The sequence below is a fragment of the Nitrincola lacisaponensis genome (genome assembly GCF_000691225.1).
Classification (GTDB): domain Bacteria; phylum Pseudomonadota; class Gammaproteobacteria; order Pseudomonadales; family Balneatricaceae; genus Nitrincola; species Nitrincola lacisaponensis.
Genome location: NZ_JMSZ01000001.1, coordinates 1 through 23,433, shown reverse-complemented (window position 1 = coordinate 23,433; position 23,433 = coordinate 1). Strand labels below are relative to the sequence as shown.

23 protein-coding genes are annotated in these 23,433 nt (G+C 51.8%); 19 read left to right on the top strand and 4 right to left on the bottom strand.

Annotation, left to right across the window (positions count from 1 at the left end; all coding sequences use genetic code 11):
* Positions 1-245 precede the first annotated feature (245 nt).
* The 6 genes from ADINL_RS00115 to ADINL_RS00090 all read left to right on the top strand — a co-directional run bounded on the left by ADINL_RS00115 (position 246) and on the right by ADINL_RS00090 (position 6,622).
* Positions 246-1,094, top strand: coding sequence for a gamma-glutamyl-gamma-aminobutyrate hydrolase family protein (locus ADINL_RS00115; protein ID WP_051632420.1), 849 nt, complete (start codon positions 246-248; stop codon positions 1,092-1,094).
* Entirely contained in the window at positions 1,091-2,437 is a 1,347-nt protein-coding gene (locus ADINL_RS00110; RefSeq protein ID WP_036542271.1) for a glutamine synthetase family protein, read from the top strand. Before ADINL_RS00115 ends, ADINL_RS00110 begins: the two co-directional genes overlap by 4 nt.
* Positions 2,438-2,557: 120 nt before the next feature.
* Positions 2,558-3,661, top strand: a complete 1,104-nt coding sequence (locus tag ADINL_RS00105; protein WP_036542266.1) for a polyamine ABC transporter substrate-binding protein — start codon at positions 2,558-2,560, stop codon at positions 3,659-3,661.
* A gap of 68 nt (positions 3,662-3,729) precedes the next feature.
* Positions 3,730-4,869, top strand: a complete 1,140-nt coding sequence (potA, locus tag ADINL_RS00100) for a polyamine ABC transporter ATP-binding protein (protein ID WP_036542263.1) — start codon at positions 3,730-3,732, stop codon at positions 4,867-4,869.
* Positions 4,870-4,872: 3 nt separating this feature from the next.
* On the top strand, positions 4,873-5,796 hold the full coding sequence (locus ADINL_RS00095; protein WP_152547581.1) for an ABC transporter permease subunit: 924 nt from the start codon (positions 4,873-4,875) through the stop codon (positions 5,794-5,796).
* Positions 5,789-6,622: an ABC transporter permease subunit gene (locus ADINL_RS00090; RefSeq protein ID WP_036542257.1), complete on the top strand. Its 834-nt coding sequence runs from the start codon at positions 5,789-5,791 to the stop codon at positions 6,620-6,622. Before ADINL_RS00095 ends, ADINL_RS00090 begins: the two co-directional genes overlap by 8 nt.
* 43 nt (positions 6,623-6,665) lie before the next feature.
* Here the strand turns inward: ADINL_RS00090 and ADINL_RS00085 are convergent, their stop codons facing one another.
* From ADINL_RS00085 to ADINL_RS00075, 3 genes are read right to left on the bottom strand one after another with little or no spacing between them, the layout of a single operon-like run.
* Positions 6,666-6,941 (bottom strand): oxidative damage protection protein, encoded by a 276-nt coding sequence (locus ADINL_RS00085; RefSeq protein WP_036542254.1) that lies wholly within the window; start codon positions 6,939-6,941, stop codon positions 6,666-6,668.
* Between the two features lie 14 nt (positions 6,942-6,955).
* Entirely contained in the window at positions 6,956-8,011 is a 1,056-nt protein-coding gene (gene mutY / locus ADINL_RS00080) for an A/G-specific adenine glycosylase (RefSeq protein WP_036542251.1), read from the bottom strand.
* Entirely contained in the window at positions 8,012-10,054 is a 2,043-nt protein-coding gene (locus tag ADINL_RS00075; RefSeq protein ID WP_036542248.1) for an AsmA family protein, read from the bottom strand.
* A gap of 140 nt (positions 10,055-10,194) precedes the next feature.
* Between ADINL_RS00075 and hisB the strand changes: the two genes are divergently transcribed.
* From hisB to ADINL_RS00035, 8 genes are all read left to right on the top strand, one after another.
* Positions 10,195-10,788 carry an imidazoleglycerol-phosphate dehydratase HisB gene (gene hisB, locus ADINL_RS00070; protein WP_036542570.1) on the top strand — a complete coding sequence of 198 codons (594 nt, stop codon included), beginning with the start codon at positions 10,195-10,197 and terminating at the stop codon, positions 10,786-10,788.
* Between the two features lie 2 nt (positions 10,789-10,790).
* A complete protein-coding gene (gene hisH, locus ADINL_RS00065) occupies positions 10,791-11,438 on the top strand; it encodes an imidazole glycerol phosphate synthase subunit HisH (RefSeq protein WP_036542245.1) in 648 nt (215 codons plus the stop codon).
* 46 nt (positions 11,439-11,484) lie between these two features.
* A complete protein-coding gene (gene hisA, locus ADINL_RS00060; RefSeq protein ID WP_036542569.1) occupies positions 11,485-12,225 on the top strand; it encodes a 1-(5-phosphoribosyl)-5-[(5-phosphoribosylamino)methylideneamino]imidazole-4-carboxamide isomerase in 741 nt (246 codons plus the stop codon).
* Positions 12,226-12,234: 9 nt separating this feature from the next.
* Positions 12,235-13,008 carry an imidazole glycerol phosphate synthase subunit HisF gene (gene hisF / locus ADINL_RS00055; protein WP_036542242.1) on the top strand — a complete coding sequence of 258 codons (774 nt, stop codon included), beginning with the start codon at positions 12,235-12,237 and terminating at the stop codon, positions 13,006-13,008.
* Positions 13,009-13,032: 24 nt separating this feature from the next.
* Entirely contained in the window at positions 13,033-13,788 is a 756-nt protein-coding gene (locus tag ADINL_RS00050; RefSeq protein WP_036542566.1) for a transporter substrate-binding domain-containing protein, read from the top strand.
* Position 13,789: 1 nt separating this feature from the next.
* Entirely contained in the window at positions 13,790-15,259 is a 1,470-nt protein-coding gene (locus tag ADINL_RS15760; RefSeq protein ID WP_051632418.1) for a GGDEF domain-containing protein, read from the top strand.
* Positions 15,260-15,346: 87 nt separating this feature from the next.
* Positions 15,347-15,532 carry a CPXCG motif-containing cysteine-rich protein gene (locus tag ADINL_RS00040; RefSeq protein WP_036542239.1) on the top strand — a complete coding sequence of 62 codons (186 nt, stop codon included), beginning with the start codon at positions 15,347-15,349 and terminating at the stop codon, positions 15,530-15,532.
* A gap of 6 nt (positions 15,533-15,538) precedes the next feature.
* On the top strand, positions 15,539-16,180 hold the full coding sequence (locus tag ADINL_RS00035; RefSeq protein WP_036542563.1) for an MBL fold metallo-hydrolase: 642 nt from the start codon (positions 15,539-15,541) through the stop codon (positions 16,178-16,180).
* Between the two features lie 16 nt (positions 16,181-16,196).
* Here ADINL_RS00035 and pfkA read toward each other — a convergent pair whose 3' ends face one another.
* Entirely contained in the window at positions 16,197-17,201 is a 1,005-nt protein-coding gene (gene pfkA, locus ADINL_RS00030; protein WP_051632417.1) for a 6-phosphofructokinase, read from the bottom strand.
* A 193-nt stretch (positions 17,202-17,394) separates the two neighbouring features.
* Between pfkA and ADINL_RS00025 the strand changes: the two genes are divergently transcribed.
* From ADINL_RS00025 to ADINL_RS00005, 5 genes are all read left to right on the top strand, one after another.
* A complete protein-coding gene (locus ADINL_RS00025) occupies positions 17,395-18,369 on the top strand; it encodes a TAXI family TRAP transporter solute-binding subunit (RefSeq protein ID WP_036542556.1) in 975 nt (324 codons plus the stop codon).
* Between the two features lie 174 nt (positions 18,370-18,543).
* A complete protein-coding gene (locus ADINL_RS00020) occupies positions 18,544-19,524 on the top strand; it encodes a TAXI family TRAP transporter solute-binding subunit (RefSeq protein ID WP_036542237.1) in 981 nt (326 codons plus the stop codon).
* Positions 19,525-19,753: 229 nt separating this feature from the next.
* On the top strand, positions 19,754-22,357 hold the full coding sequence (locus ADINL_RS00015) for a TRAP transporter permease (protein ID WP_036542233.1): 2,604 nt from the start codon (positions 19,754-19,756) through the stop codon (positions 22,355-22,357).
* 8 nt (positions 22,358-22,365) lie between these two features.
* A complete protein-coding gene (locus ADINL_RS00010; protein ID WP_036542230.1) occupies positions 22,366-22,794 on the top strand; it encodes a universal stress protein in 429 nt (142 codons plus the stop codon).
* 37 nt (positions 22,795-22,831) lie between these two features.
* Entirely contained in the window at positions 22,832-23,257 is a 426-nt protein-coding gene (locus ADINL_RS00005; RefSeq protein ID WP_036542227.1) for a universal stress protein, read from the top strand.
* The last annotated feature ends 176 nt before the right edge of the window (positions 23,258-23,433 follow it).

Below are 23,433 nucleotides of genomic sequence, written 5' to 3'. Positions count from 1 at the left end.
AAGCCTGAACTCACTGGCAAATAAGCCGCGGTAATCAGTCTCCCTGAGTGAGTTAATTCTAATAATCAAACGCTGTCAATAACTGAATCGGTTGCTCTGACCTGCATTTGAGTTCAGCTGGCTGGTTAGAAAAAATAATCAGTCTTTCACCCTCATCCCCCTTGATAAGCGCCCGGAGTCGCGCTACAAGGTTAATGCAGAGGGCTGATTCAGCCTTGTTAATTATCTTGTCTTACAGGAATTTTATGTCATCCGATTTACCCCTCAGCTGTGCCACTTTACCGCTGATTGGCGTCAATGCCTGCAGTCAGCGTCTACCTGAGAAACATCCTTTCTTCATTGTCGGCGAAAAGTATGTGCGTGCCGTCTCTGAAGGCGCTGGCGGTATGCCGCTGGTGATTCCTGCACTGGGCGATCAGATCCCCCTGCCCCAGCTGGTCGCTCAACTGGATGGTCTGTTACTGACAGGTTCACCATCAAATATTGAACCCCATCATTACGATGGAGAGCCCAGTGCGCCTGATTCCGAGCATGATCCCAGCCGTGATGCCACAACCTTGCCACTGGTCCGTGCAGCCGTTGCGGCCGGTGTTCCGGTTCTGGGTATTTGCCGGGGATTTCAGGAAATGAATGTGGCGCTGGGCGGAACCCTGCACCAGAAAGTGCATGAGGTACCAGGGTATCGCGATCATCGGGAAGACAAAACCACATCCATCAATGATCAGTACAACACGCTGGCCCACCCTGTCACTTTGCAGCCAGGAGGCCTGTTAGCCAGTATCTGGCCGCATGAGGCTGATGTGATGGTGAATTCCCTGCATGGCCAGGGCGTACGTGATCTGGCACCCGGACTGCAGGTTGAGGCGATTGCGGATGATGGTCTGATTGAGGCCTTCTCGGTACAACAGGCAAAGCGGTTTGCTCTGGCAGTGCAATGGCATCCGGAGTGGCAGTGGCATCCAGACAAAGGGGTGGGTGAGTTCCCCTTTTATCGTGCAATTCTGAAAGCGTTTGGTGATGCGTGTCGTGAACGTCATGCCCAGCGCCTGGCAACTCAGCAATCCGGCAAACAGACAACAGTAGGCATGCTATGAAAAAGCTCGAAACCTGGATGAAAGAAAACCAGATCACCGAAATTGAATGTGTGGTCAGCGATATCAATGGTATTGCCCGTGGCAAGATTACCCCGGTATCCAAGTTCATTGCCGAAAAGGGTATGCGGTTGCCGGAAAGTATTCTGCTGCAGACCGTGACAGGGGATTATGTTGAAGATGATATTTACTATGATCTGCTCGATCCCGCTGATATCGATATGATTTGTCACCCGGACCCGGATGCGATTTTCCTGATTCCCTGGGCGCTGGAGCCAACAGCTCAGGTAATTCATGACTGCTATGATCGTAATGGCCTGCCGATCCATCTGTCGCCACGTAACCTGCTGAAGAAAGTGCTGCGCTTGTATGAGGAGCAGGGCTGGAAACCTATCGTATCGCCTGAAATGGAGTTCTATCTGACCCGCCGTTGCGAAGATCCTGATCTGCCATTGCAGCCGCCGATCGGACGCTCAGGTCGTCAGGAAACAGGACGCCAGTCGTTTTCGATAGATGCTGCGAATGAGTTTGACCCGTTGTTTGAAGACATGTACGACTGGTGTGAGCTGCAAGGGCTGGATATCGATACGCTGATTCATGAGGAAGGCACGGCCCAGATGGAGATCAACTTCCGTCATGGCGACCCGTTACAGCTGGCTGATCAAGTGTTTGTCTTCAAGCGCACCATGCGTGAGGCGGCGCTGAAACATGATGTCACTGCGACCTTTATGGCCAAGCCTGTCAGTAATGAACCCGGCAGCGCGATGCACCTGCATCAGAGCGTTGTCGATATAGAAACCGGCGAATCGGTGTTTTCGGATGCTCAGGGCAAAATGAGTGAGCTCTTCCTGCACCACATAGGTGGCTTGCAAAAATATATCCCGGAAATTCTGCCGCTGCTGGCGCCGAATGTGAATTCTTTCCGGCGTTTCCTGCCAGATACGTCTGCGCCGGTGAACGTGGAATGGGGTCTGGAAAACCGTACCTGCGGTTTACGCGTACCGGATTCAGATCCACAGAATCGTCGCGTGGAGAACCGCCTGCCGGGTGCTGATGCCAATGTGTATCTGGCGATTGCTGGCAGTTTGCTGTGTGGTTACCTGGGGATGATGAAAAAAATCAACCCGTCAGCACCAGTGCAGGGGCGTGCCTATGAACGTCGTAATCTGCGTTTGCCACTGACCCTGGAAGCGGCGCTGGAGCGTATGGAGCATTCCAAGGTGATTCGTGAGTACCTGGGGCCTGAGTTTGTTAAAGGTTACATTGCGGTGAAGCGCGTCGAGCATGAGAACTTCAAGCAAGTGATCAGCTCCTGGGAGCGTGAATTTTTGCTGTTATCAGTCTGATAAGAAAAAACGGGTTAAAAATTTTCCGTTTTTTTTCAGTCAGACTATGTTAAATATGTTTAAAAGCGTTGAAAATGCGCCGCCGTTTTCAACCTCCTTACCCAAGTATGAGGTGTACCGATGATCAGAACTTTCAAAAGAGCGTTGCTTGCGACATCCGTTGCATTGGCGTTTGGCTCTACCCTGGCCAGCGCCAATGAAGTCAGAGTGTACAACTGGTCCGACTACATAGCCGAAGACACCCTGGAAAAATTCACTGCCGAAACCGGTATTCGTGTGATCTATGATGTGTTCGACAGCAATGAGGTCCTGGAGGCGGCACTTTTGTCTGGCCGCTCTGGTTATGATCTGGTGGTACCATCGAATCATTATCTGACCAAACAGATCAGTGCCGGTGCTTTTGTTGAGCTGGATCACAGCAAACTGAGCAACCTGGGTAACCTGAATCCAGACCTGATGCTCATCCTGGAAGATGTTGATCCCGGTAGTCGTTTCTCTGTGCCTTATCTGTGGGGTACAAACGGCTATGGCTATAACGAAGGGCGTATCCTGGAAATTCTCGGCGATGATGCGCCGGTGGATTCCTGGGCCCTGATGTTTGATCCGGAAATTACGGCTCAGCTGGCTGCTGCCGGTTGCGGTATCAGTATGCTGGACTCCGGCGATGAAATGCTGCCAGCGGCAATGGCTTACCTGGGTCTGAATCCTCACAGTAATGAAGCGGATGACTTTGCCAAGGCTGCTGAAGTGATCAGTGCGGTTCAGCCACATGTGACTTATTTCCATTCCTCGCGCTATATCTCTGATCTGGCGAATGGCGAAATTTGCGTGGCAGCCGGTTATTCCGGAGATGTGCTGCAAGCTGCAGAGCGTGCCGAAGAAGCGGATAATGGTAACGTTATTATCTATACCATCCCGAAGGAAGGTGCTGCTCTGTGGTTTGATATGCTGGCCATTCCTGATGGTGCCCGCAACGTCGACAATGCGCATAAGTTGATCGACTTCCTGCTGCGTCCGGAGATTATTGCCGATATCACCAACTATGTCTGGTATGCCAACCCGAATGCTGCGGCTGATGAGTTTGTCGATCCGGATATCCTGAGTGACGAGTCGATCTATCCGACCGCCGAAGTCAAGGAGCACCTGTATATTGCCAAAGAGCGTCCACTGGATACTCAGCGCATCATTACCCGTACCTGGAACCGGGTAAAATCAGGCCGTTAATACTCTCTGGAGCCGCCTGCTTTGCAGGCGGCTGTTTTCTTATTCTGTGACCTCAGGAGGGCGGGTGAATGCCGGGTGTCTCGGGAGCCTTGAAGACCACAGCTGTGACTGATTCGGCGCCAGAAGTGCTGCTTCAGATTCAGAATGTGAGTAAGCAATTTGATGATGTGCTGGCGGTTGATAACGTCAGTATCAACATCCATCGTGGTGAAATCTTTGCGTTGCTGGGCGGCTCCGGCTCGGGTAAATCGACTCTCCTGCGCATGCTGGCAGGGTTTGAAAAGCCTGGTGAAGGGCGCATTCTGCTGGATGGTAAAGATATTACCGATCTGCCCCCTTATGAGCGTCCTATCAATATGATGTTTCAGTCCTATGCACTGTTTCCGCATATGACGGTGGAGCAGAATATTGCGTTTGGTTTAAAGCAGGACAAGATTCCCAAGGCTGAGATTCAGCAGCGTGTTGCTGAAATGCTGCGTCTGGTGAAAATGGAAAAATATGCCAAGCGTCGGCCGTCACAGCTGTCTGGCGGACAGCGACAGCGTGTTGCATTGGCTCGCTCACTGGCGAAACGTCCCAAGTTGCTGTTACTGGACGAGCCAATGGGTGCCCTGGACAAGAAGTTGCGCACCGAAATGCAGCTGGAAGTGGTCGATATTCTGGAAAAAGTGGGTGTGACCTGTGTTCTGGTGACACACGATCAGGAAGAAGCGATGACCATGGCAAACCGTATCGCCATCATGTCAGAAGGCTGGATTGCCCAGATCGGTTCGCCCATCGATATCTATGAGAGTCCGAACAGTCGGATGATTGCCGAATTCATCGGTTCGGTGAATATTTTTGAGTGCCGTATTCTGGAGGATGAGGCTGACAGTCTGACGCTGGAGTCTGCAGACCTCGATCGTCCTGTCTATATCGGACATGGTGTCAGTACGCGCGCTGAAAGTGAATCTGCGATGGTAGCGCTGCGTCCGGAAAAAACGCTGATCAGTCGTGAACAGCCGGAGGGTGAGTTCAACTGGTGCGCGGGCAAGGTGCATGATATTGCCTATCTGGGTGGTACCTCGGTGTATTACGTCAAATTGACGTCTGGCCGGATTATACAGGCCAGTATTGCCAATACCGAACGGCGTGGTGATCGCCCCACTTGGGATGATCCTGTGTTTGTCAGCTGGGACGACTCCGCCCCAGTGGTTTTGTGGGACTGAGCCATGATGGGTCAAGGTGGTATACTGGCCAGACTGCGACGCTGGCTTCCAAATGGTCGTGTGCTGGTCTTTGGAATTCCCTTTATCTGGCTGCTGCTGTTCTTTCTGTTACCCTTCGCTCTGGTACTGAAAATCAGTTTTTCTTCCGCAGTCATTTCAATACCGCCGTATCAGCCGGTCTTCAGCTATGTGAATGAGACGCTGTCGATCGTTCTGAATATGGGCAATTACCTGTTTCTGGCATCTGACAGCCTGTATGTTGCTGCCTATATAGGCTCGTTACAAATCGCCCTGATTTCCACCCTGCTGTGTTTGTTGCTCGGATATCCGATGGCCTATGCCATGGCGCGTGCGCCGCTGCATTGGCAGCTGGTGTTATTGCTGCTGATCATGTTGCCATCCTGGACGTCGTTTCTGATCCGTGTGTATGCCTGGATGGGGATTTTAAGTAACCAGGGACTGTTGAATAACCTGCTGCTCTGGCTGGGCGTTATCAAAGAACCCTTGCGATTGATGAACACCAATATTGCTGTTGTTATCGGTATTGTGTATGCCTATTTGCCGTTCATGATTCTGCCTTTGTATGCGAACCTGGTGAAAATGGATCCCAGCTTGCTGGAGGCTGCCTCTGATCTGGGCTCTCGAAAAGTGAATACCTTCTGGCGTATCACCCTGCCCTTGTCGCGTGGCGGCATTATTGCTGGCTCCATGCTGGTGTTTATTCCGGCTGTCGGCGAGTTTGTTATCCCTGAACTTTTGGGTGGGCCGAATACGCTGATGATCGGTAAAGTGCTCTGGGAAGAGTTCTTCAATAACCGTGACTGGCCGGTGGCATCGGCGTTGGCGGTGATCATGCTGGCCTTGTTGATTGTGCCGATCATACTCTTCCACCGTTCGCAGGCGAAGGAGATGGAAAAGAATGGCTAGATTGAGAAACGTCAGTTTTTCCACCGTCATGCTGGTGATCGGATTGCTGTTTTTATACATTCCGATGGCTATATTGATGTTCTATTCGTTCAACTCATCCCGTCTGGTGACGGTCTGGGCGGGTTTTTCGACACGTTGGTATGTTGAGCTTTTCCGTGACCAGCAGTTGTTGTCTGCGGTATGGATGAGTTTGCGGATAGCCTTTTTCTCCGCCACGATGGCGGTCTGTATCGGTACGTTAGCCGCTTTTGTGATGACGCGCTTTCGGCGTTTCCGTGGTCGGACCATGTTATCCAGCATGATTACGGCACCTTTGGTTATGCCAGAGGTGATCACAGGTTTATCGCTGCTGCTGTTGTTTGTGCATATGGCGCAGATAATCGGTTGGCCAGCGGATCGAGGCATGGTGACCATCTGGATTGCACATACCACCTTCTGTAGTGCTTATGTGGCAGTGGTAGTTTCATCCCGGCTCAGAGAGCTGGATTTGTCGATTGAAGAAGCAGCAATGGATCTGGGTGCCACTCCCTTCAAGACCTTTTTTCTGATCACCATTCCGGTCATTACTCCGGCGCTGGTAGCTGGCTGGCTACTGGCGTTCACCCTGTCTCTGGATGATCTGGTAATCGCCAGCTTTGTCTCCGGGCCAGGGGCATCGACGCTGCCTATGGTAGTGTTTTCGTCCGTGCGCCTGGGTGTATCACCCAAGATAAACGCTCTGGCAACACTGATCATACTGGCGGTTTCGCTAATAGCCTTTATTGCCTGGTATCTGATGCGTCGTGCAGAAGAAAAAAGACGGCGTCCGTTACCTGATACTGAATAGCGGTTTAGCTGCCTGCCCGGCGTGATCCGGGCAGGCGACAGGTTCAGCTGTTGCTTGGGGGAACGTAGCCCTCTGCCTGTTCAAAATCCTCGCCAGACAGAAACTTCTCCATTTGCTGTTGCAGAAACTGTCGGCTTGCCGGATCCATCATATTGAGATGCTTTTCATTAATCAGCATCGTCTGATGGTCTGTCCATTCCTGCCAGGCTTTTTTGGATACGTTCTCATAGATTTTTTGGCCTACTGGGCCCGGGTAAGGTGGCTTTTCCAGGCCCTCAAGGGTTTGCTGGTATTTTTGACAGAATACGGTACGGCTCATGAGTGACTCCTGAGTCATCTGGAAGATGATCTGTGTTGCGAAAATTGTTGTAGCAGTTTCTTGATCGGGGCTGCTAACCCCACGGCCTGCTGCGGTTGGTCAACGTTATACCAGAGACCTTCTGCCGTATCCATGACGCAATGCAGATCGTTTGGCAGGCGGTAGCGTTCAACAGTGATCTGTAGCTGGAAATGACTGAAGGTGTGTTTCAGTGGTGGTAGCGTTTCCGTGGGTTGCTGTGCCGACAGGTCAAATGCGATCGGGTCATCGATTTCAGGCAGGCTCCAAAGTCCACCCCAGATGCCACTGGGCGGTCGTTGTTGCAGCCAGATTTCACCCTGATTATTTTGCAGTAATGCCAGTGTTACAGTACGTTCTGGAAGTGTTTTTCGGGGACGGGGGCGCGGCAGAGTGTCCGTTAATCCCTGTAACCAGGCCTGGCAGTTGGGTTGCAGTGGGCAGATCAGGCAACTGGGCTTGCTGCGACGACAGAGTGTGGCGCCCAGATCCATGATCGCTTGTGTATAGTCCCCTGTACGCTGTTTTGGAGTGTGAAATTCAGCCAGCTGCCACAGGTGTTTCTGCACCTGGGTATCCCCGGTCCATTCCTGAATGGCATGATAGCGCGCCAGTACCCGTTTTACATTGCCATCAAGAATCGCCGTTGGCTGGTTCTGGGTAATGGACAGTATTGCACCTGCAGTTGAGCGGCCAATGCCGGGGAGTGCCTGCAGTGCGTCGAGAGAGGCTGGGAAAATGCCCTGGTACTGTTCGACAATCAGTTGTGCAGTTTTATGCAGATTGCGCGCACGGGCGTAATAACCCAGACCGGTCCAAAGGTGCAGTACCTGATCAATTGGGGCATTTGCCAGCGCCTCGACGGTCGGGAAAGTGTCGATAAACCGCTGGTAGTACGGAATGACGGTGCTGACCTGGGTTTGTTGCAGCATGATTTCCGACACCCATACCGGGTAGGGCGATTTGTCTTGCTGCCAGGGCAGGTCATGACGCCCATGCTGGTCAAACCAGTCCAGCAGGACGTCACTGATGGGGGTGTTCAGGGAACTCATTTAGCGCAGCAGACCTCGGATCAGGTCACGCGCCCGCTCATCCCCGCCGACACGCTCCCGAATTTGCTCTTCAACACTGCCACCAATACGCTCTTCGATTTTGCGTTGTACTTCCTGACGCAACAGTTGGGTGAAAACGCTGGTGTCTGGGCGACACATCTGCAGAGGTGGCGTGTCAAACTGACCTTTGCAGTCGATCGGCAGCTCCAGTCCTTCAAGTCGGTTGTTGACCGAACAGGTTTGCTGGAACAGATTCTCCTGCAGGGTAAAGCCCAGGCGATAATCTATGGATTGTGTTGGCAGATTCACCTGGCCCTGGCCGCGTAAACGCATGGCGTCCAACAGCGCCTCCAGATCATTATTGTCGATGACGCCATTGCGGATTCGGAAGTTGCCGGACAGGTCAGCAAAAGGCGTGGAGCGATCTACCTGCTGAGGGTTGACCCCCAGAGCGGTCACGGTCTGAATGCCCTGACAAACCGTTTGTGCCATATCGATGCCACGCAAGACGCCATCTTTCATCTGAATACGGGCTTGTCCATTCAGGCTGCGGATCATCGCATCCATTGAGTTGCCGCGCATTGTCAGGTCAGTGTCTGCAGAAAAGAGCCCGCTAAGCTGATCTGTGTCTGCGAGCTCTTGCAGTAACTGGCCTATCTGAATATTGCTGATCTGGGCTTTCACTGCGGTCTGCGGGGTGCTTTCACGTACGTCCAGACTGCCGTTGGCGTTCAGTTGGCCAGCGTAGAGCTGTGTGGTCAGGCGCTCCAGTTGCACCAGTCCCTGTTTTGCAGACAGTGTGATACCCGGCTGATCAAAGTGACGCTGCTGAAAGGTTAAACGTTCCAGGTCTAATGTAACTGACAGGTTCAAAGTCTGTAACAGTTCGACCGGCAGTAAAGGTTCCTCAGACCAGCCGCTGCTGGCGGAACTGGAGGCGGATGCTTCGGCGCTGCTCGACTGTCCGGTGGTGTTGGTCTCGTGTGGCAGATAGCGGTCAAGGTTAAACTGGTTACCATTCAGCACCAGAGTCAGGTGGCCTGATTCAAGATCTGCCTGGGCCTGGCCCGTCAGTGTGGTGTCATCCAGCGACAGGTTCAGTCGTTCCAGCGACAGGTGCTTCAGATCACCCTGAAGATGGCTGTTAAAGGCGACACGTTCCAGTGCATTGGGGTCTTGCAGTGTGGGTGCTGTCTGACCCAGGTCGGCCAGGAGAGCCTTGAGATTGAATGGAGACGCTTCCAGAACGCCGTTGAATTGTGGCTCGCTGAAGCCGGACAGGGTCAGGTTACCCTGCATCCTGAGTGATCCTATGTTCAGTTGCAAAGCCTGAAGCGCGACTGTTTCATCTGTCAGGTCGAAGCTTAGCTGTGTACGCAGCTGGCTGCGGAGCTCAAAAAGGCTGTCTGCACCTTCAAACTGACGCAGTTTGAAGTCCAGCTCTACCGGCAGCACCTCTCCGGGAAGAACTCTGCCAGTCGTCAGTGACAGGTCGCTTAATTCGATACGGCTGTTTTCTGTCAGGTCTGTGTATTCGATCCTGGCCTGACGCAGATTGATGGACGCAATGTCGAGTTCAGGCAGTGCACGTGGATCGCTGGTGCTGCCTGTTGAGGATGCGGTTTCTGCAGCCGGGCTGTCTGTAGCCTCCTCTGACGATGGTGCCCAGTTTACATTGCCATCGGTATCTTTAATCAGGCTGAGCACCATTCCCTCAAGGATGATGTCGCTCATCTCTACCCGACCCGAGAAAAGTGGTATCAGCTGCAGTGAAACCTGTGCCGATTCCAGTCTGGCCAGCTCGGGCTTATCCGGATAAGCCACACGAATCACTCCGGTTTGCATCCCCAGCCAGGGATAGAGTGACCAACTGATATCGCCTTCAATGTTGAGCACCAGTCCGGCCTGTTGCAATGCCAGTTGCTCTATTCGCGGCTTGTAGTCATTTGGGTCCATTACAGATGTAATGTAAAACAGGCCAATGGCCAGAACTAAAAGCAGCAGTGCAATAGTGGCTGCAAGTACTTTGACAAGACGTTTCATCCGTGGCTCTCTCAGGTCAGAAAAGATGGAAAACGCTGATCTGGTGCAATTTCCACCAGTCAGACAGGCATCGGGCCTGCCGTTAGCGACATCTATACCGTATAATAGCAGGATTTAGTAAATTGTTTGCGGAGAAAATCATGACGCAGCGTACCGCCAGAGTGACTCGAAACACGCTGGAAACCCAGATCACTGTGGCTGTTAACCTGGATGGCAGCGGTAAGTTTGAAGCAGATACAGGGGTTCCGTTTCTGGATCACATGATGGATCAGATCTCCCGCCATGGTCTTATTGACCTGGAAGTTAATGCGATTGGCGATTTGCATATCGATGATCACCACACGGTCGAGGATATCGGTATTACCCTGGGTCAGGCGTTTGCGCAGGCCGTAGGCGACAAGACCGGCATTCGTCGTTACGGCCATGCCTATGTGCCGCTGGATGAAGCTTTGTCACGTGTAGTGATCGACTTTTCCGGGCGTCCCGGTTTGGAGATGCATGTCGATTTTACTCGGGGTCGTATCGGCAGTTTTGATGTCGATCTGTTCAGCGAGTTTTTCCATGGTTTCGTCAATCATGCCAAAGTGACGCTGCATATCGATAATCTGCGCGGAAAAAATAGCCACCATCAGGCTGAGACCATCTTTAAGGCGTTTGGTCGCGCACTGCGTATGGCGCTTGAAGAAGATCCACGAGCTGTCGGTATGATGCCATCAACGAAAGGGTGCCTGTAACCATGAGCAGTATTGCCGTCATCGATTATGGCATGGGTAACCTGCATTCTGTGGCGAAAGCACTTGAGCATGTTCAGCCAGGTGTCGAGGTCCGTGTGACCGCTGATCCTCAACAGGTACGTGATGCTGACCGGGTGTTGTTGCCAGGGGTTGGCGCTATTCGTGACTGTATGGCAGAAATTCGACGCCTGGGCGTGGATGCCGAAGTGGCTGAAGCCATTCGCTCCGGCAAGCCGTTTCTAGGGATCTGTGTCGGCTTTCAGGCACTGATGGACAGCTCGGAAGAGAATGGCGGTGTTGACTGTCTGGCCGAGTTTCCCGGGCAAGTGAAGTTTTTCGGGGAAGACTTGCAGGATCAGCAGGGCCAATCACTCAAGGTGCCGCATATGGGCTGGAACCAGGTCAAACAGGCCTGCCAGCACCCTTTATGGGATGGTATTGCTGATCTGAGCCGCTTCTATTTTGTGCACAGTTATTATGTCCGTCTGGCTCAGGCTGGACAGGTGGCTGCAACCTGCGAATATGGTGTGCCATTTGATGTGGCCCTGGCACACAAGAATGTCTTTGCCGTACAGTTTCACCCGGAAAAAAGCCAGCAGGCAGGGTTGAAGCTGCTGCAGAATTTCCTCAACTGGGATGGCCAGCTTTAATACTGCCAACCGGTCGATAATCGATTTTGATGAACTGGAAACCGATATGCTGATTATTCCTGCAATAGATCTGAAAGATGGTAAATGTGTCCGTTTGCGTCAGGGACGCATGGATGACTCCACAGTGTTTTCCGATAGCCCTGTCGAGATGGCCGCCAAGTGGGTAGAGGCAGGTTGTCGGCGTCTGCATCTGGTGGATCTGAATGGTGCGTTTGCCGGAGAACCTGTGAATGGCGAGATTGTGAAGGCGATCGCCAAGGCCTTTCCGGAGCTGCCGATCCAGATCGGTGGAGGCATACGTTCGCCAGAAATTATCCAGGCGTATCTGGATGCCGGTGTTGATTATGTCATTATTGGTACCAAGGCAGTTAAAGAGCCGGAATTTGTGACCGAGATGTGCCAGCGTTTTCCTGGACATATTATTGTCGGGCTGGATGCACAGGACGGTTATGTGGCGACGGATGGCTGGGCGGAAGTGTCCACTGTCAAAGCGACTGATCTGGCCATACGTTTCCGTAATGACGGCGTTTCCTCGATTGTCTATACCGATATCAGCCGCGACGGCATGATGCAGGGTGTGAATGTTGAAGCGACTGTGGCTCTGGCGCAGGATGCCGGCATTCCGGTGATTGCGTCGGGCGGTGTCACCAATATCGAGGATATACGTCGTCTGGCTGCAGTGGCTGACCAGGGTATACTGGGTGCCATTACGGGCCGCGCCATCTATGAAGGCACGCTTGATGTAGCTGAAGCGCAAGCGCTCAGCGATCAGTTGTGTAAAGTCTAAGGAGTTGTCATGGGGCTGGCAAAGCGTATTATCCCCTGTCTGGATGTCGAAAATGGTCGTGTCGTCAAAGGGGTCAAGTTTCTGGATATCCGTGATGCCGGAGACCCTGTTGAGATAGCGCGCCGTTATGAGCAGCAGGGTGCGGATGAGATTACCTTCCTGGATATCACCGCCAGTCATGAGGGGCGTGATACCACTGTGCATACGGTTGAACGTATGGCTTCTGAAGTGTTTATCCCCTTGACTGTGGGCGGCGGCATCCGCACCTGCGATGATATTCGGCGGATGTTGAATGCCGGTGCGGACAAGGTTTCCATCAATACGGCTGCGGTATTTAATCCTGAGTTTGTACAGCAGGCAGCAGAGCGGTTTGGTTCGCAATGTATAGTGGTAGCCATTGACGCGAAAAAAGTGTCGGCTCCAGGTGAGCCTGAGCGCTGGGAAATTTTCACTCATGGTGGGCGTAAGCCGACCGGGTTGGATGCCGTGGTCTGGGCACAAAAAATGGTGAGTCTGGGGGCTGGTGAAATTCTGCTGACCTCGATGGATCAGGATGGCATGAAGTCAGGCTTTGATCTGGGCGTCACCCGTGCGATCAGTGAAGCGGTCCATGTACCGGTGATTGCCTCCGGTGGTGTTGGCACACTGGATCACCTGGTTGATGGCATTCTTGAAGGCAAGGCCGATGCGGTTCTGGCAGCCTCCATTTTTCATTTCAATGAGTATACGATTCCTGAAGCCAAGCTGTATATGCAGTCACGGGGTATTGAGGTGAGGCTTTAATTACGTTCATAGCGGACTTGAATGATGATAAAAACAATAAAAAAAACCTGTACTTTCCTGTTGTTCAGCCTGATAGGCAGTGTGTATGCAGCGCCGTTGATTGTCGCAACTGAGGGGGCTTATCCGCCTTTCAGCTATCTGGATGATCGAGGGCAGTTGGCTGGCTTTGATGTCGATATTGCCTTGGCGCTGTGCGAGGTTATGGAACGAGACTGTCAGGTGATAGCGGTTCCCTGGAACGACTTGCTGGATCGTCTCGAGGCAGGCGACTACCAGATGATTGTGGCAAGTATGGCAAAAACGTCTGAGCGTAGTGAGCGTGCATTATTCAGTGAGTATTATTACCGTAGCCACTCCGTCTTTGTCGGCGATCCGCGACGTTTTTCCTCCACCTCACCTGAGGCTTTGGTGGGTAAGCGTTTAGCAACGGGTGAAGGTACTGTCCAGGCAGCCTTTCTGCAGGCACGTTATCCTCATTCGGAAATACATCTGACACTGGATCAGGAAGAGGCTTTGCAGCTGCTGGTTCAGTCAGAGGTGGATCTGGTGTTGTCTGACAGTATTAACCTGTTGAGCTTTCTGCAATCAGATGCCGGGCAATCCTTTGATTTTATATCAGAACCGCTGATCGACCGACTGCTTAAAACGGATGCACATATTGCTGTTTCGAAAAGCGAGCCAGTATTGGTTGAAGCGGTTAATCAGGCATTGATGACGCTACGCCTGAATGGCACCTATGAGCGCATCAATCGTCGCTATATGCCGTTCAGTATCTATTGATATGAGCAAAATCGCCTGGCGACCACAGTTGAAAATGTCGGTGACGTTGCTGGTTGTCGTATTGGGTATGCTGCTGGTATTCAGTTTGGCATTGGTACTTTCCCTGGGCCTGTTGCGCGATATATCAGCACAAACGCGGGCCACAGCTGAGGAGTATTTACCGGAGCTGGTCCGTACCCAGCAGGACGCCCTGAAGGTTGAAAAAATCAGCAGTTATCTGGATGCCGCCTACCGTGTGCAAAACGCGGCTGAAGAGCGTCAGTATCGTTTGTTGTCTCAAGTGTTAATTCACAGCTTTATGCTGGAACAGGATGATTACCTGATCGCTGAGGCGAACAATATCATGTTTGATATTCGCGAGCTGTTGAGTATTCGTCATACGCAGCGGCAGCTACAGCAAGAGATGCTGGATATCCTCAATGATGCTGGTAATGGTAGTCTGGATTACTATCGGGGACTGCTTGCCGGACTGCCCGTTCAGTCGATACGTGAGCCTTTTATCAGTGAACCCTTGCAACAACTTCAGGCGCTCTTGCCCGTAGAGGCCTATGGTGAATTGCTTTACCGGGTACGCTTTGTTGTTGATTTGAATCTGCAACTGGATTGGCTGGTAGAGGATACGCATCAGCGTATTGAGCATTTATCAGCCTATCTGAGTACGGATGCTGCACTGAAGGCGCGTCAGATTACCACTGAAGTCGGTAAAGATGCCTTAATGGTGAGCAATTATTTTCTGATACTGATTGCGCTGCTGATTATCTTCTCGGTGGTTATCCTGCTTTCATTTCAACGCCTGATCCTGAGTCCGGTTCAGGAGTTGGTACATGGCCTGCATTCGATTGAAAATCAGGGTGGACAACCGATTACTTTGCGCCGCGTCTGCTTTCATGAGCTGGATGTGATACGCCAGGCGATTGAAGGTTATTCCCAGCTGATGCACCGGCTACAGCAGGCGAATGCAGAACTGGAGCGTCTGTCCCAGCAGGACGGCCTGACTGGATTGGCAAATCGTCGCAGCCTTGATCAGGTGATAGATGTTGAGGTGGGAAGAGCATTGCGTTATCACCACCCCTTGTCGGTATTGATGATCGATATCGATCACTTCAAGCTGCTCAATGACCGTTATGGACATCAGATCGGTGATGAAAGTCTGAAAGCCTTGGCCGAAGTGTTGGTGGGTTTTGCACAGCGTCCAGGTGAGTTGGCCGCCCGTTTTGGCGGGGAGGAGTTCATTCTGGTGTTGCCCGAGACGACGGCTGATGCAGCCATGCGTATTGCTGAGCTCTTGCGGGAGCGGTGTCAGCAGATACGGATGTTGCCAGATGGTTCGCTGAATTTGTCTGTCAGTATCGGGGTGGCCAGTTTCAGGCAGGGCGTGACTGATAGCGCAGCGTTGCTGTTACGTCATGCTGATCAGGCGCTGTACAAGGCAAAAGCGGCCGGTCGTAACTGTTGTCGTTTGTATCAGTGATTTTTTGCGCTTCTGGACTAGTCTTAGAGAGATCAATGCAGGCTGGGAGCCTGTCGCTCTGACGCAAGACTGGATCAGGAGAATCGTATGAATCCTCTGGAATTTGTTGAATTGCTCTGCCCCTACTGCAGTGAGCCTATTTCGCTGACAGTGGATTGTACCGAAGGTGATCAGGAATATACTGAGGATTGCCCGGTCTGTTGTGCGCCCATTTCAATCCGTTTGGTTATCGGCAATAATCTCGAGGTGTTCGCTGAACGAGAGAGTGATTAAGCCGTGCTGAAATATCGAGTCATCCCTGTTACCCCTTTTCAACAGAATGCCACCCTGCTCTGGTGTGATGAAACGCGAGAGGCGGCTATTGTTGATCCGGGTGGTGATCTGCAAAAAATTCTGTCCGCTGCCGAGGCAGAGGGCGTTAATCTGACCCAGATATTGTTAACCCATGGACATATCGATCATGTTGGTGGCACGGCGGAGTTGGCTGAATCCTTGAAGCTGCCGATACAGGGGCCGCATCAGGACGATCAGTTTTGGATTGATGGCCTGGATCAGCAAAGCCGTATGTTTGGCTTTGCCTCGGTAAAACGCTTCAGTCCCTCACGCTGGTTGCAGGATGGTGATCAGGTGCAGGTGGGGCTGGAAACACTGGATGTGTTGCATTGCCCTGGGCATACTCCGGGACATGTGGTGTTTTACCATGCCGCGTCAGGCTTGGCTCAGGTAGGTGATGTGCTGTTTCATGGGTCTATTGGCCGCACAGACTTTCCCAAAGGGAATCATGCGGACCTGATTCACTCTATTCGCCATAAACTGTTTCCGTTGGGCGATGAAGTGCGCTTTATCCCCGGGCATGGACCCATGTCCAGCTTCGGAGATGAGCGTCAGCATAATCCCTTTGTATCGGATCATCGCGGTTAACACAACGATACAAGTATTACTTGTGCAACTGTAGCGCGATTTTCAGTAATTCTGGATCCAGTCCTTTTCGATAACGTATCAGGTCATCCAGTGGTACATCAACAACACAGCCATTACTGACACCCACCATAATGTCGCTATAGCCTGCCAATAGGTAGTCTACTGCAACGGCTCCAAGGCAGGACGCGAGTACCCTGTCATGGCCACTGGGGCGCCCGCCTCTCTGGATATGCCCGAGTATGGAAATATGTGGTGTCAAACCCTGCTGCTGAAGCTGTTGTGCGATACCGGCGGTCAAGTTGGGTTCGTTGCCTTCTGCGACGACGATAATACCGCTGGAGCCGGTTCCGGCTCGGTGGCTGGCCGCCAGTTGCAGCGCAATCTCTTCAATATTAATGGCATACTCGGGCACCAGGATCATCTCGGCACCGGCGGCAATACCCACGTGAGTAGCAAGAAAACCGGAGTTTCGTCCCATGACCTCCACCAGGAAGTGGCGTTCGTGTGAATCTGCTGTGTCACGAATCCGGTCAATCGCATCCAGGGCCGTATTCATGGCGGTATCAAAGCCGATCGTATCTTCAGTGCCGAAAATATCATTATCAATAGTGCCTGGCAGGCCGATCACAGGAATGCCGGTTTCCTCTTCAAACAGATGAGCACCAGACAGAGAGCCATCCCCGCCAATCACGATCAAGGCATCTATGTTGCGCTGTTTGAGAAGCTCCGCAGCCCTGCGGCGGTTGTCTGAATCATGAAACTCCGGGCAGCGTGCGCTTTTCAGAAAGGTTCCGCCACGCTGGACAATGTTGGATACGGAGGCGGAATTCAGCGGGATCATATCATTCTGAAGCAGGCCGCTATAGCCTCGACGGATGCCATAAACCTCAATCCCCTGGCTCAGCGCAGAGCGTACCACGCCGCGAATGGCTGCATTCATGCCGGGAGCATCGCCACCACTGGTTAACACAGCGAGAGATGAGATTGAACGCGTGGCTTCCAATGAAGGTAAGGTATACATCCGTCAAGACTCCTGAAAACTGAATTATTCATTGTGTATAGACTATACTCTGTTTGTGATCTTGGCACCTGTATCGGACGTAGTGTCATAGGGGTGTTGGCAGATTGTCAGACATCAGTAGTTATGGTTTGGCTCCGGAGTAGCGGGTTATATGGATTTGAAAAATTGTGCCATCTATAGAGTTTTTAAAGGGATGTTTGTGTCGAGCTTGGTGTGCCTGGCTTTTTCCGCATCTGCAGAAATGCAGACACCGGCTATGACCACTGTCACTATTGGCACTGGTGGAGTGACCGGTGTGTATTATCCGGCAGGTGGCGCAGTATGCCGGCTGGTGAACCGGCAACGTTCCGAGCATGGTATTCGTTGTGCGGTCAGAGCAACAGGTGGCACGATTTTTAACTTACAGTCACTACGCAGTGGTGATCTCGATTTGGGGCTGGCGCAGTCAGATTGGCATTTCCATGCCGTGCAGGGTACATCGAGCAGCTTCTCCGATGTGGGCCCGGATACAGGGTTAAGATCCGTGTTTTCATTGCACTCAGAAGCATTTACTGTGCTGGCGCGTGCAGACTCGGATATTCACTCACTGGATGATCTGAGTGGCAAGCGTGTCAATATCGGCAATCCGGGTTCGGGCCAGTATGCCACCATGCAGATGCTGATGGCCTTGAAGGGTTGGGGGCTGGACGAGTTTAGCGAGGTCAATACACTGGGCGCTGTTGAGCAGGCGAGCGCACTCTGTGATAACCGTATTGATGCAACTGTGTATACCGTGGGGCATCCGAGTGGCGTTGTTCAGGAAGCAACGACCACCTGTGATGTACGCATTATCCAAGTTACTGGAGAGGTGGTTGAAACGCTTTTGGCTGAGCATCCTTACTACCGTCTGACTCGCATACCCGGAGGGCTGTACCGTGGTAATGATAGGCCTGTTGATACCTTCGGACTGGTGGCAACTCTGGTAACGCATGAGTTGGTACCTGAACCGGTGATATACACGCTGGTACAGTCCGTTTTTGATGATATCGATGCATTTCGTGCGCTACACCCAGCATTTTCGGAGCTTGATCCTGCAGAAATGGTGCAGGATGCTTTAACCGCGCCGCTCCACCCTGGTGCCTTGCGCTACTATGAGGAACAGGGCCTGATTCCTGATCAGGATGGATAAAACTTTGATAATTTTGGTTTAATGGGCTATTTTTAGACTTTAGTTATAGCTCTGTGTCAGTTTGGGGCAGGTCATCGTGAATCTGTTACCTGTGGCAGCTTGGATTTTGCTGTCCGGGGCTGATCAGAATGTAATCTGTAATACAAAAATTAAAAACCTGATGAGGTAAGTTATATGAAACGTCTTTCGCTTGCAGCTGCCGTGGCTGGTGTCGTTCTGGGCGCTACCGCCTTCTCAAGCCAGGCTGTTGCCGATCAGAAGTTCATCACTATTGGTACGGGTGGCCAGACAGGTGTTTACTATGTCGTTGGTCAGTCCGTTTGCCGTATGGTGAACCGTAACAGTGATGAGCATGGTGTTCGTTGTAATGCACCATCTACAGGCGGTTCCGTTGCCAACGTTAACGGCATGAAGAGCGGTGAGCTGGATATGGGCGTTGTTCAATCAGACGTTCATTTCCGTGCCTATAATGGTGAAGGCAACTTTGCAGACGATGGTGCCTGGGGTGATATGCGCTCACTCTTTACCATGCATGGCGAGCCGCTGACCGTTGTAGCGCGCGCAAGTGCAGGTATCAATGAGTTTGCTGATCTGAAAGGTAAGCGTGTCAATATTGGTAACCCGGGTTCAGGCCAGCGTAACACCATGGATGTTGTCATGAATGCGATGGGCTGGAGTGTCAGTGACTTTGCGTTGGCATCTCAGCTGGATGCTGCCGAGCAGGCTTCAGCATTGGCAGATAACAATATCGATGCGATGGTGTATGTTGTCGGTCATCCGAATGGCTCTATCCAGGAAGCGACGACTACTGTAGATGCCAGACTGGTACCTGTAACCGGCGATGCAATTGATGAACTGGTGGCTACCTATCCGTACTATACGCGTTCCGTAATCCCTGGCGGTCTTTATCGTGGCAATGACAATGACGTTGAAACCTTTGGTGTAGCTGCAACCTTTGTCAGTCATGCAGGTGTTGATGATGACACCGTCTACCATACAGTGAAGGCGGTATTTGATAACTTTGACCGCTTCAAGCGTCTGCATCCGGCGTTTGCTAACCTGACTGAGGCTGACATGATCTCTGACGGTCTGACAGCACCTCTGCACGAAGGCGCCAAGCGTTACTACGTTGAGCGTGGCTGGATTCAGGAGTAATCCAGGTACCTGGTGAAGATAAATGCGCGCCCTAACCGTCGCGCATTTTTTTATGTACAGGAAGTACGGGCAGAAAACCGCTCCTGTGTTTTCTGCATACACGCCGTCCTTGGCGTTATATGCCGCGGGCGCAAGGATGCGCAGGAGCGGCGCATGTACAAGGACGTACGTGGCTTAGGCAGGGATGTGGCCAAGAGCATTAGCGTTTTCCAGATAACAGGCATAACCTATGACCACAGACACGCAGAAACCTGCAACTTCAACTGTAGACCTTGATGAAATGGTAGCGGCATCCGATACGGGTGCAAGGTCACCGGTCGGATTTCAAGGTAAACTATTGGTATCAATTGCTGCCGCCTGGTCGCTGTTTCAACTCTGGATAGCGTCTCCTCTGCCCTTTTTGGTTGGCTTTGGGGTATTTAATTCGACCGAAGCACGCTCGATCCATCTAACATTTGCGCTAACCTTGGCGTTTATGGCGTACCCTGCCTTCAAGCGCTCGCCGCGCAACCGTATTCCTCTACCCGATTGGGCGATAGGTTTGGTGGCTGCTTTCTGTGCAGCGTATATCTATATTTTTTATACCCAGCTGTCAGCACGTCCTGGTGCACCGATTCTACAGGACGTTATTGTTGGCGTGATGGGTCTGATTTTGTTGCTGGAAGCGACGCGGCGTGCGTTGGGACCTCCTTTGGTTATTGTGGCATCTGTGTTTTTGGCTTACAGCTTGTTGGGTCCTCATATGCCAGGCATTCTTGCTCATCGGGGTGTCAGCGTTAACGGGTTGATTAACCATCAATGGCTGACAGCTCAGGGTGTGTTTGGTATCGCGCTAGGCGTCTCAACGAGCTTTGTGTTCTTGTTTGTGCTGTTTGGCGCGCTGCTCGATAAAGCTGGCGCGGGTAATTACTTTATTAAAGTTGCATTTTCCATGCTGGGGCATTTGCGCGGTGGCCCTGCGAAGGCTGCAGTTGTTGCATCAGGTATGACCGGTCTGATTTCAGGATCATCGATTGCGAATACGGTGACTACCGGTACCTTTACCATCCCAATGATGAAACGGGTTGGGTTCAGCTCTGAAAAAGCCGGTGCAGTAGAAGTGTCATCATCGGTAAATGGTCAGATTATGCCGCCCGTGATGGGTGCTGCTGCCTTCCTGATGGTTGAATACGTGGGTATCTCCTATGTAGAAGTCATCAAGCATGCTTTCTTACCAGCGGTCATTTCCTATATTGCGTTGATCTATATCGTGCATCTGGAAGCGCTCAAGGCGAATATGAAAGGCCTTCCTTCCAATAATCCTGTACGTCCGTTGTTGAATAAAGTCATCGGCTTTATGACCGGTATTGTGCTGTTGATGCTATTGTCTTTTGCAGTGTATTACGGTCTGGGCTGGTTAAAACCGGTTTTGGGTGACGCGACCCCCTGGGTTGTCTCGCTGGCCTTGGCAGCTGTCTATGTCCTGTTGCTCAAGGTCGGTTCAGCCTACCCTGAGCTGGAGTTGGATGATCCTAACTCGGCAGTGATCTCTTTGCCTCAGACCCGTCCTACCGTGATGGTGGGCCTGCACTATATTTTGCCGGTCATCGTACTGGTCTGGTGTCTGATGGTTGAACGCCTTTCTCCGGGGCTGTCAGCCTTCTGGGCAACTGTATTCATGATTTTCATCATGCTTACTCAGCGACCCTTGATTGCCTTGTTCCGGAATCGTAGTCAGCCAGTGGCTGACATTCGTGAAGGAATTCAGGATTTGTGGAACGGGCTGGTAACCGGCGCACGGAACATGATTGGTATAGGTATCGCGACGGCGACTGCCGGTATCGTTGTCGGTGCTGTTTCTCAGACAGGTGTCGGACTGGTATTGGCAGATGTGGTTGAGATCCTGGCGATGGGTAACCTGATGCTGATCCTGTTGCTGACGGCGTTACTCAGTCTGATTCTGGGAATGGGCTTGCCAACCACGGCCAACTACATTGTGGTATCAGCCTTGATGGCACCTGTTGTGGTGATGCTGGGGCAGCAGAATGGTTTGCTGGTGCCGCTTATTGCGGTCCATCTGTTCGTCTTTTATTTCGGTATTATGGCTGACGTAACCCCGCCTGTAGGGCTGGCATCCTTTGCGGCAGCCGCCGTATCGGGTGGTGACCCCTTGAGGACCGGTTTTCAGGCATTTTATTACAGCCTGCGAACAGCTGCGTTGCCGTTCCTGTTTATTTTTAATACCGACCTGTTATTGATCAACGTCAGCTTTATGCAGGGGATCATGATCTTTATAGTGGCGACGATCGCCATGTTGATCTTTGCTGCGGCGACTCAGGGATATATGCTGACGCGCAGTCGTTGGTATGAAACACTGTTGCTATTGCTGATCGCCTTTACCCTCTTCCGCCCGGGATATTGGATGGACAAGATACACGACCCCTACCAGTTGGTTCCGCCAGCTGAGTTCAGCGAAGCGCTGGGTCGAGTGGAGCAAGGCAGCTATCTGCGTGTGCAGATAGCCGGGGAGGATGATTTTGGTGATCCCATGATGACATATCGCCTGGTACCTGTACCGTCAGGTAACACGGCAGAAGAACGTATGGATAATCTGGGTCTGGAACTGTTTGTCGAGGGCGATCGTGCTTTCGTTGATATGGTTGCATTTGGCAGTCTGGCATCTGATCTTGGATTTGACTTTGATCAGGAAATTGTTGAAGTCAGTGCGCCGGTTGATCGCTGGGCCAAAGAGTGGATCTGGATTCCTGGATTTCTGTTATTCGGTCTGGTTTATTGGTTGCAAAAGCGCCGTCGTGACCGGCAGGCTGAACCTGCTCAGTCTGCTATGGCCTAGGAGAGACTATGTATAACAAAATACTCATGCCGGTCGTACTGAGTGAGCCGAATTCATGGAAGCGAGCCTTGCCTGTCGCATTGAATCTGTGCCGGACCTATAACGCATCCTTGCATATACTGACAGTATTGCCTGATTTTGCCATGCCGATGGTGGGTTCTTTCTTTCCTAAGGACTTTTCCACTAAAGCGCATACCCTGCTGAAGGAAGAGCTTAAGAAGTTCGTTCAGGATAATATTCCGGAGGATATCAAAGTTCAGCGCATCGTTGCCGACGGTTCACCCTGGGAAACGATTGTTAATATCGCCAAGGATATAGATGCTGACTTGATCGTGATGGCTGCACATAACAAGCGCAAGCTGGCAGATTATGTGTTGGGGCCTAATTCGGCTCATGTGGTCAAACACAGTAATATATCAGTCATGGTTGTGCGGTGATGAAGCCTTTCGGTCTAGTGTGGCGGGCGAGCTGGAAATGAGTATCAAGATTATATTGCCGCTTGATCTTCAGGATCGTGACTCTGCAATTGCCGGACTGGTAAGGGCGAAAACCTATTTGGGGGATCGCCCTGTCGAGATGTACTTCATGTCCATACTGCCTAAACCTGTGCCTCTCCTTGGGGCTTATTTGCCCAAGGAGGAGATTGCCAGTGCCCTTCGAGTTCTGGAAGATGAGATGCGTTTGCTGGTCAAACAAGTCATGCCAGAAATCGGTCCGTTTTTCACGAAGGCAACTGAAGGTGTTATCTTCAAGGAAATCCTGAAATATGCACGGGAAGTGCAACCTGATCTGATCATGTTGCCGAGTCACAGCCACTCAAAGGTGGAAAATATTTTGATTGGTTCTGTGACGTCCAAGGTAGTTGAACGTGCAGACTGCTCCGTTTTAGTCATCCGGTAAAATAATTACAAAAAAGCCGTTGACCTTCCTGATTTTGATCTATACTATACGCACCTCGCTTGAGACAACAGCCCAGCGCATCGGGCTTCACTGAGATCTCAAGCCGCTCTTTAACAAATTAATCAGGTAATGCGTGTGGGCGCTTGTTCAGGTTGAGCATTAAAGCTTAATCGAGA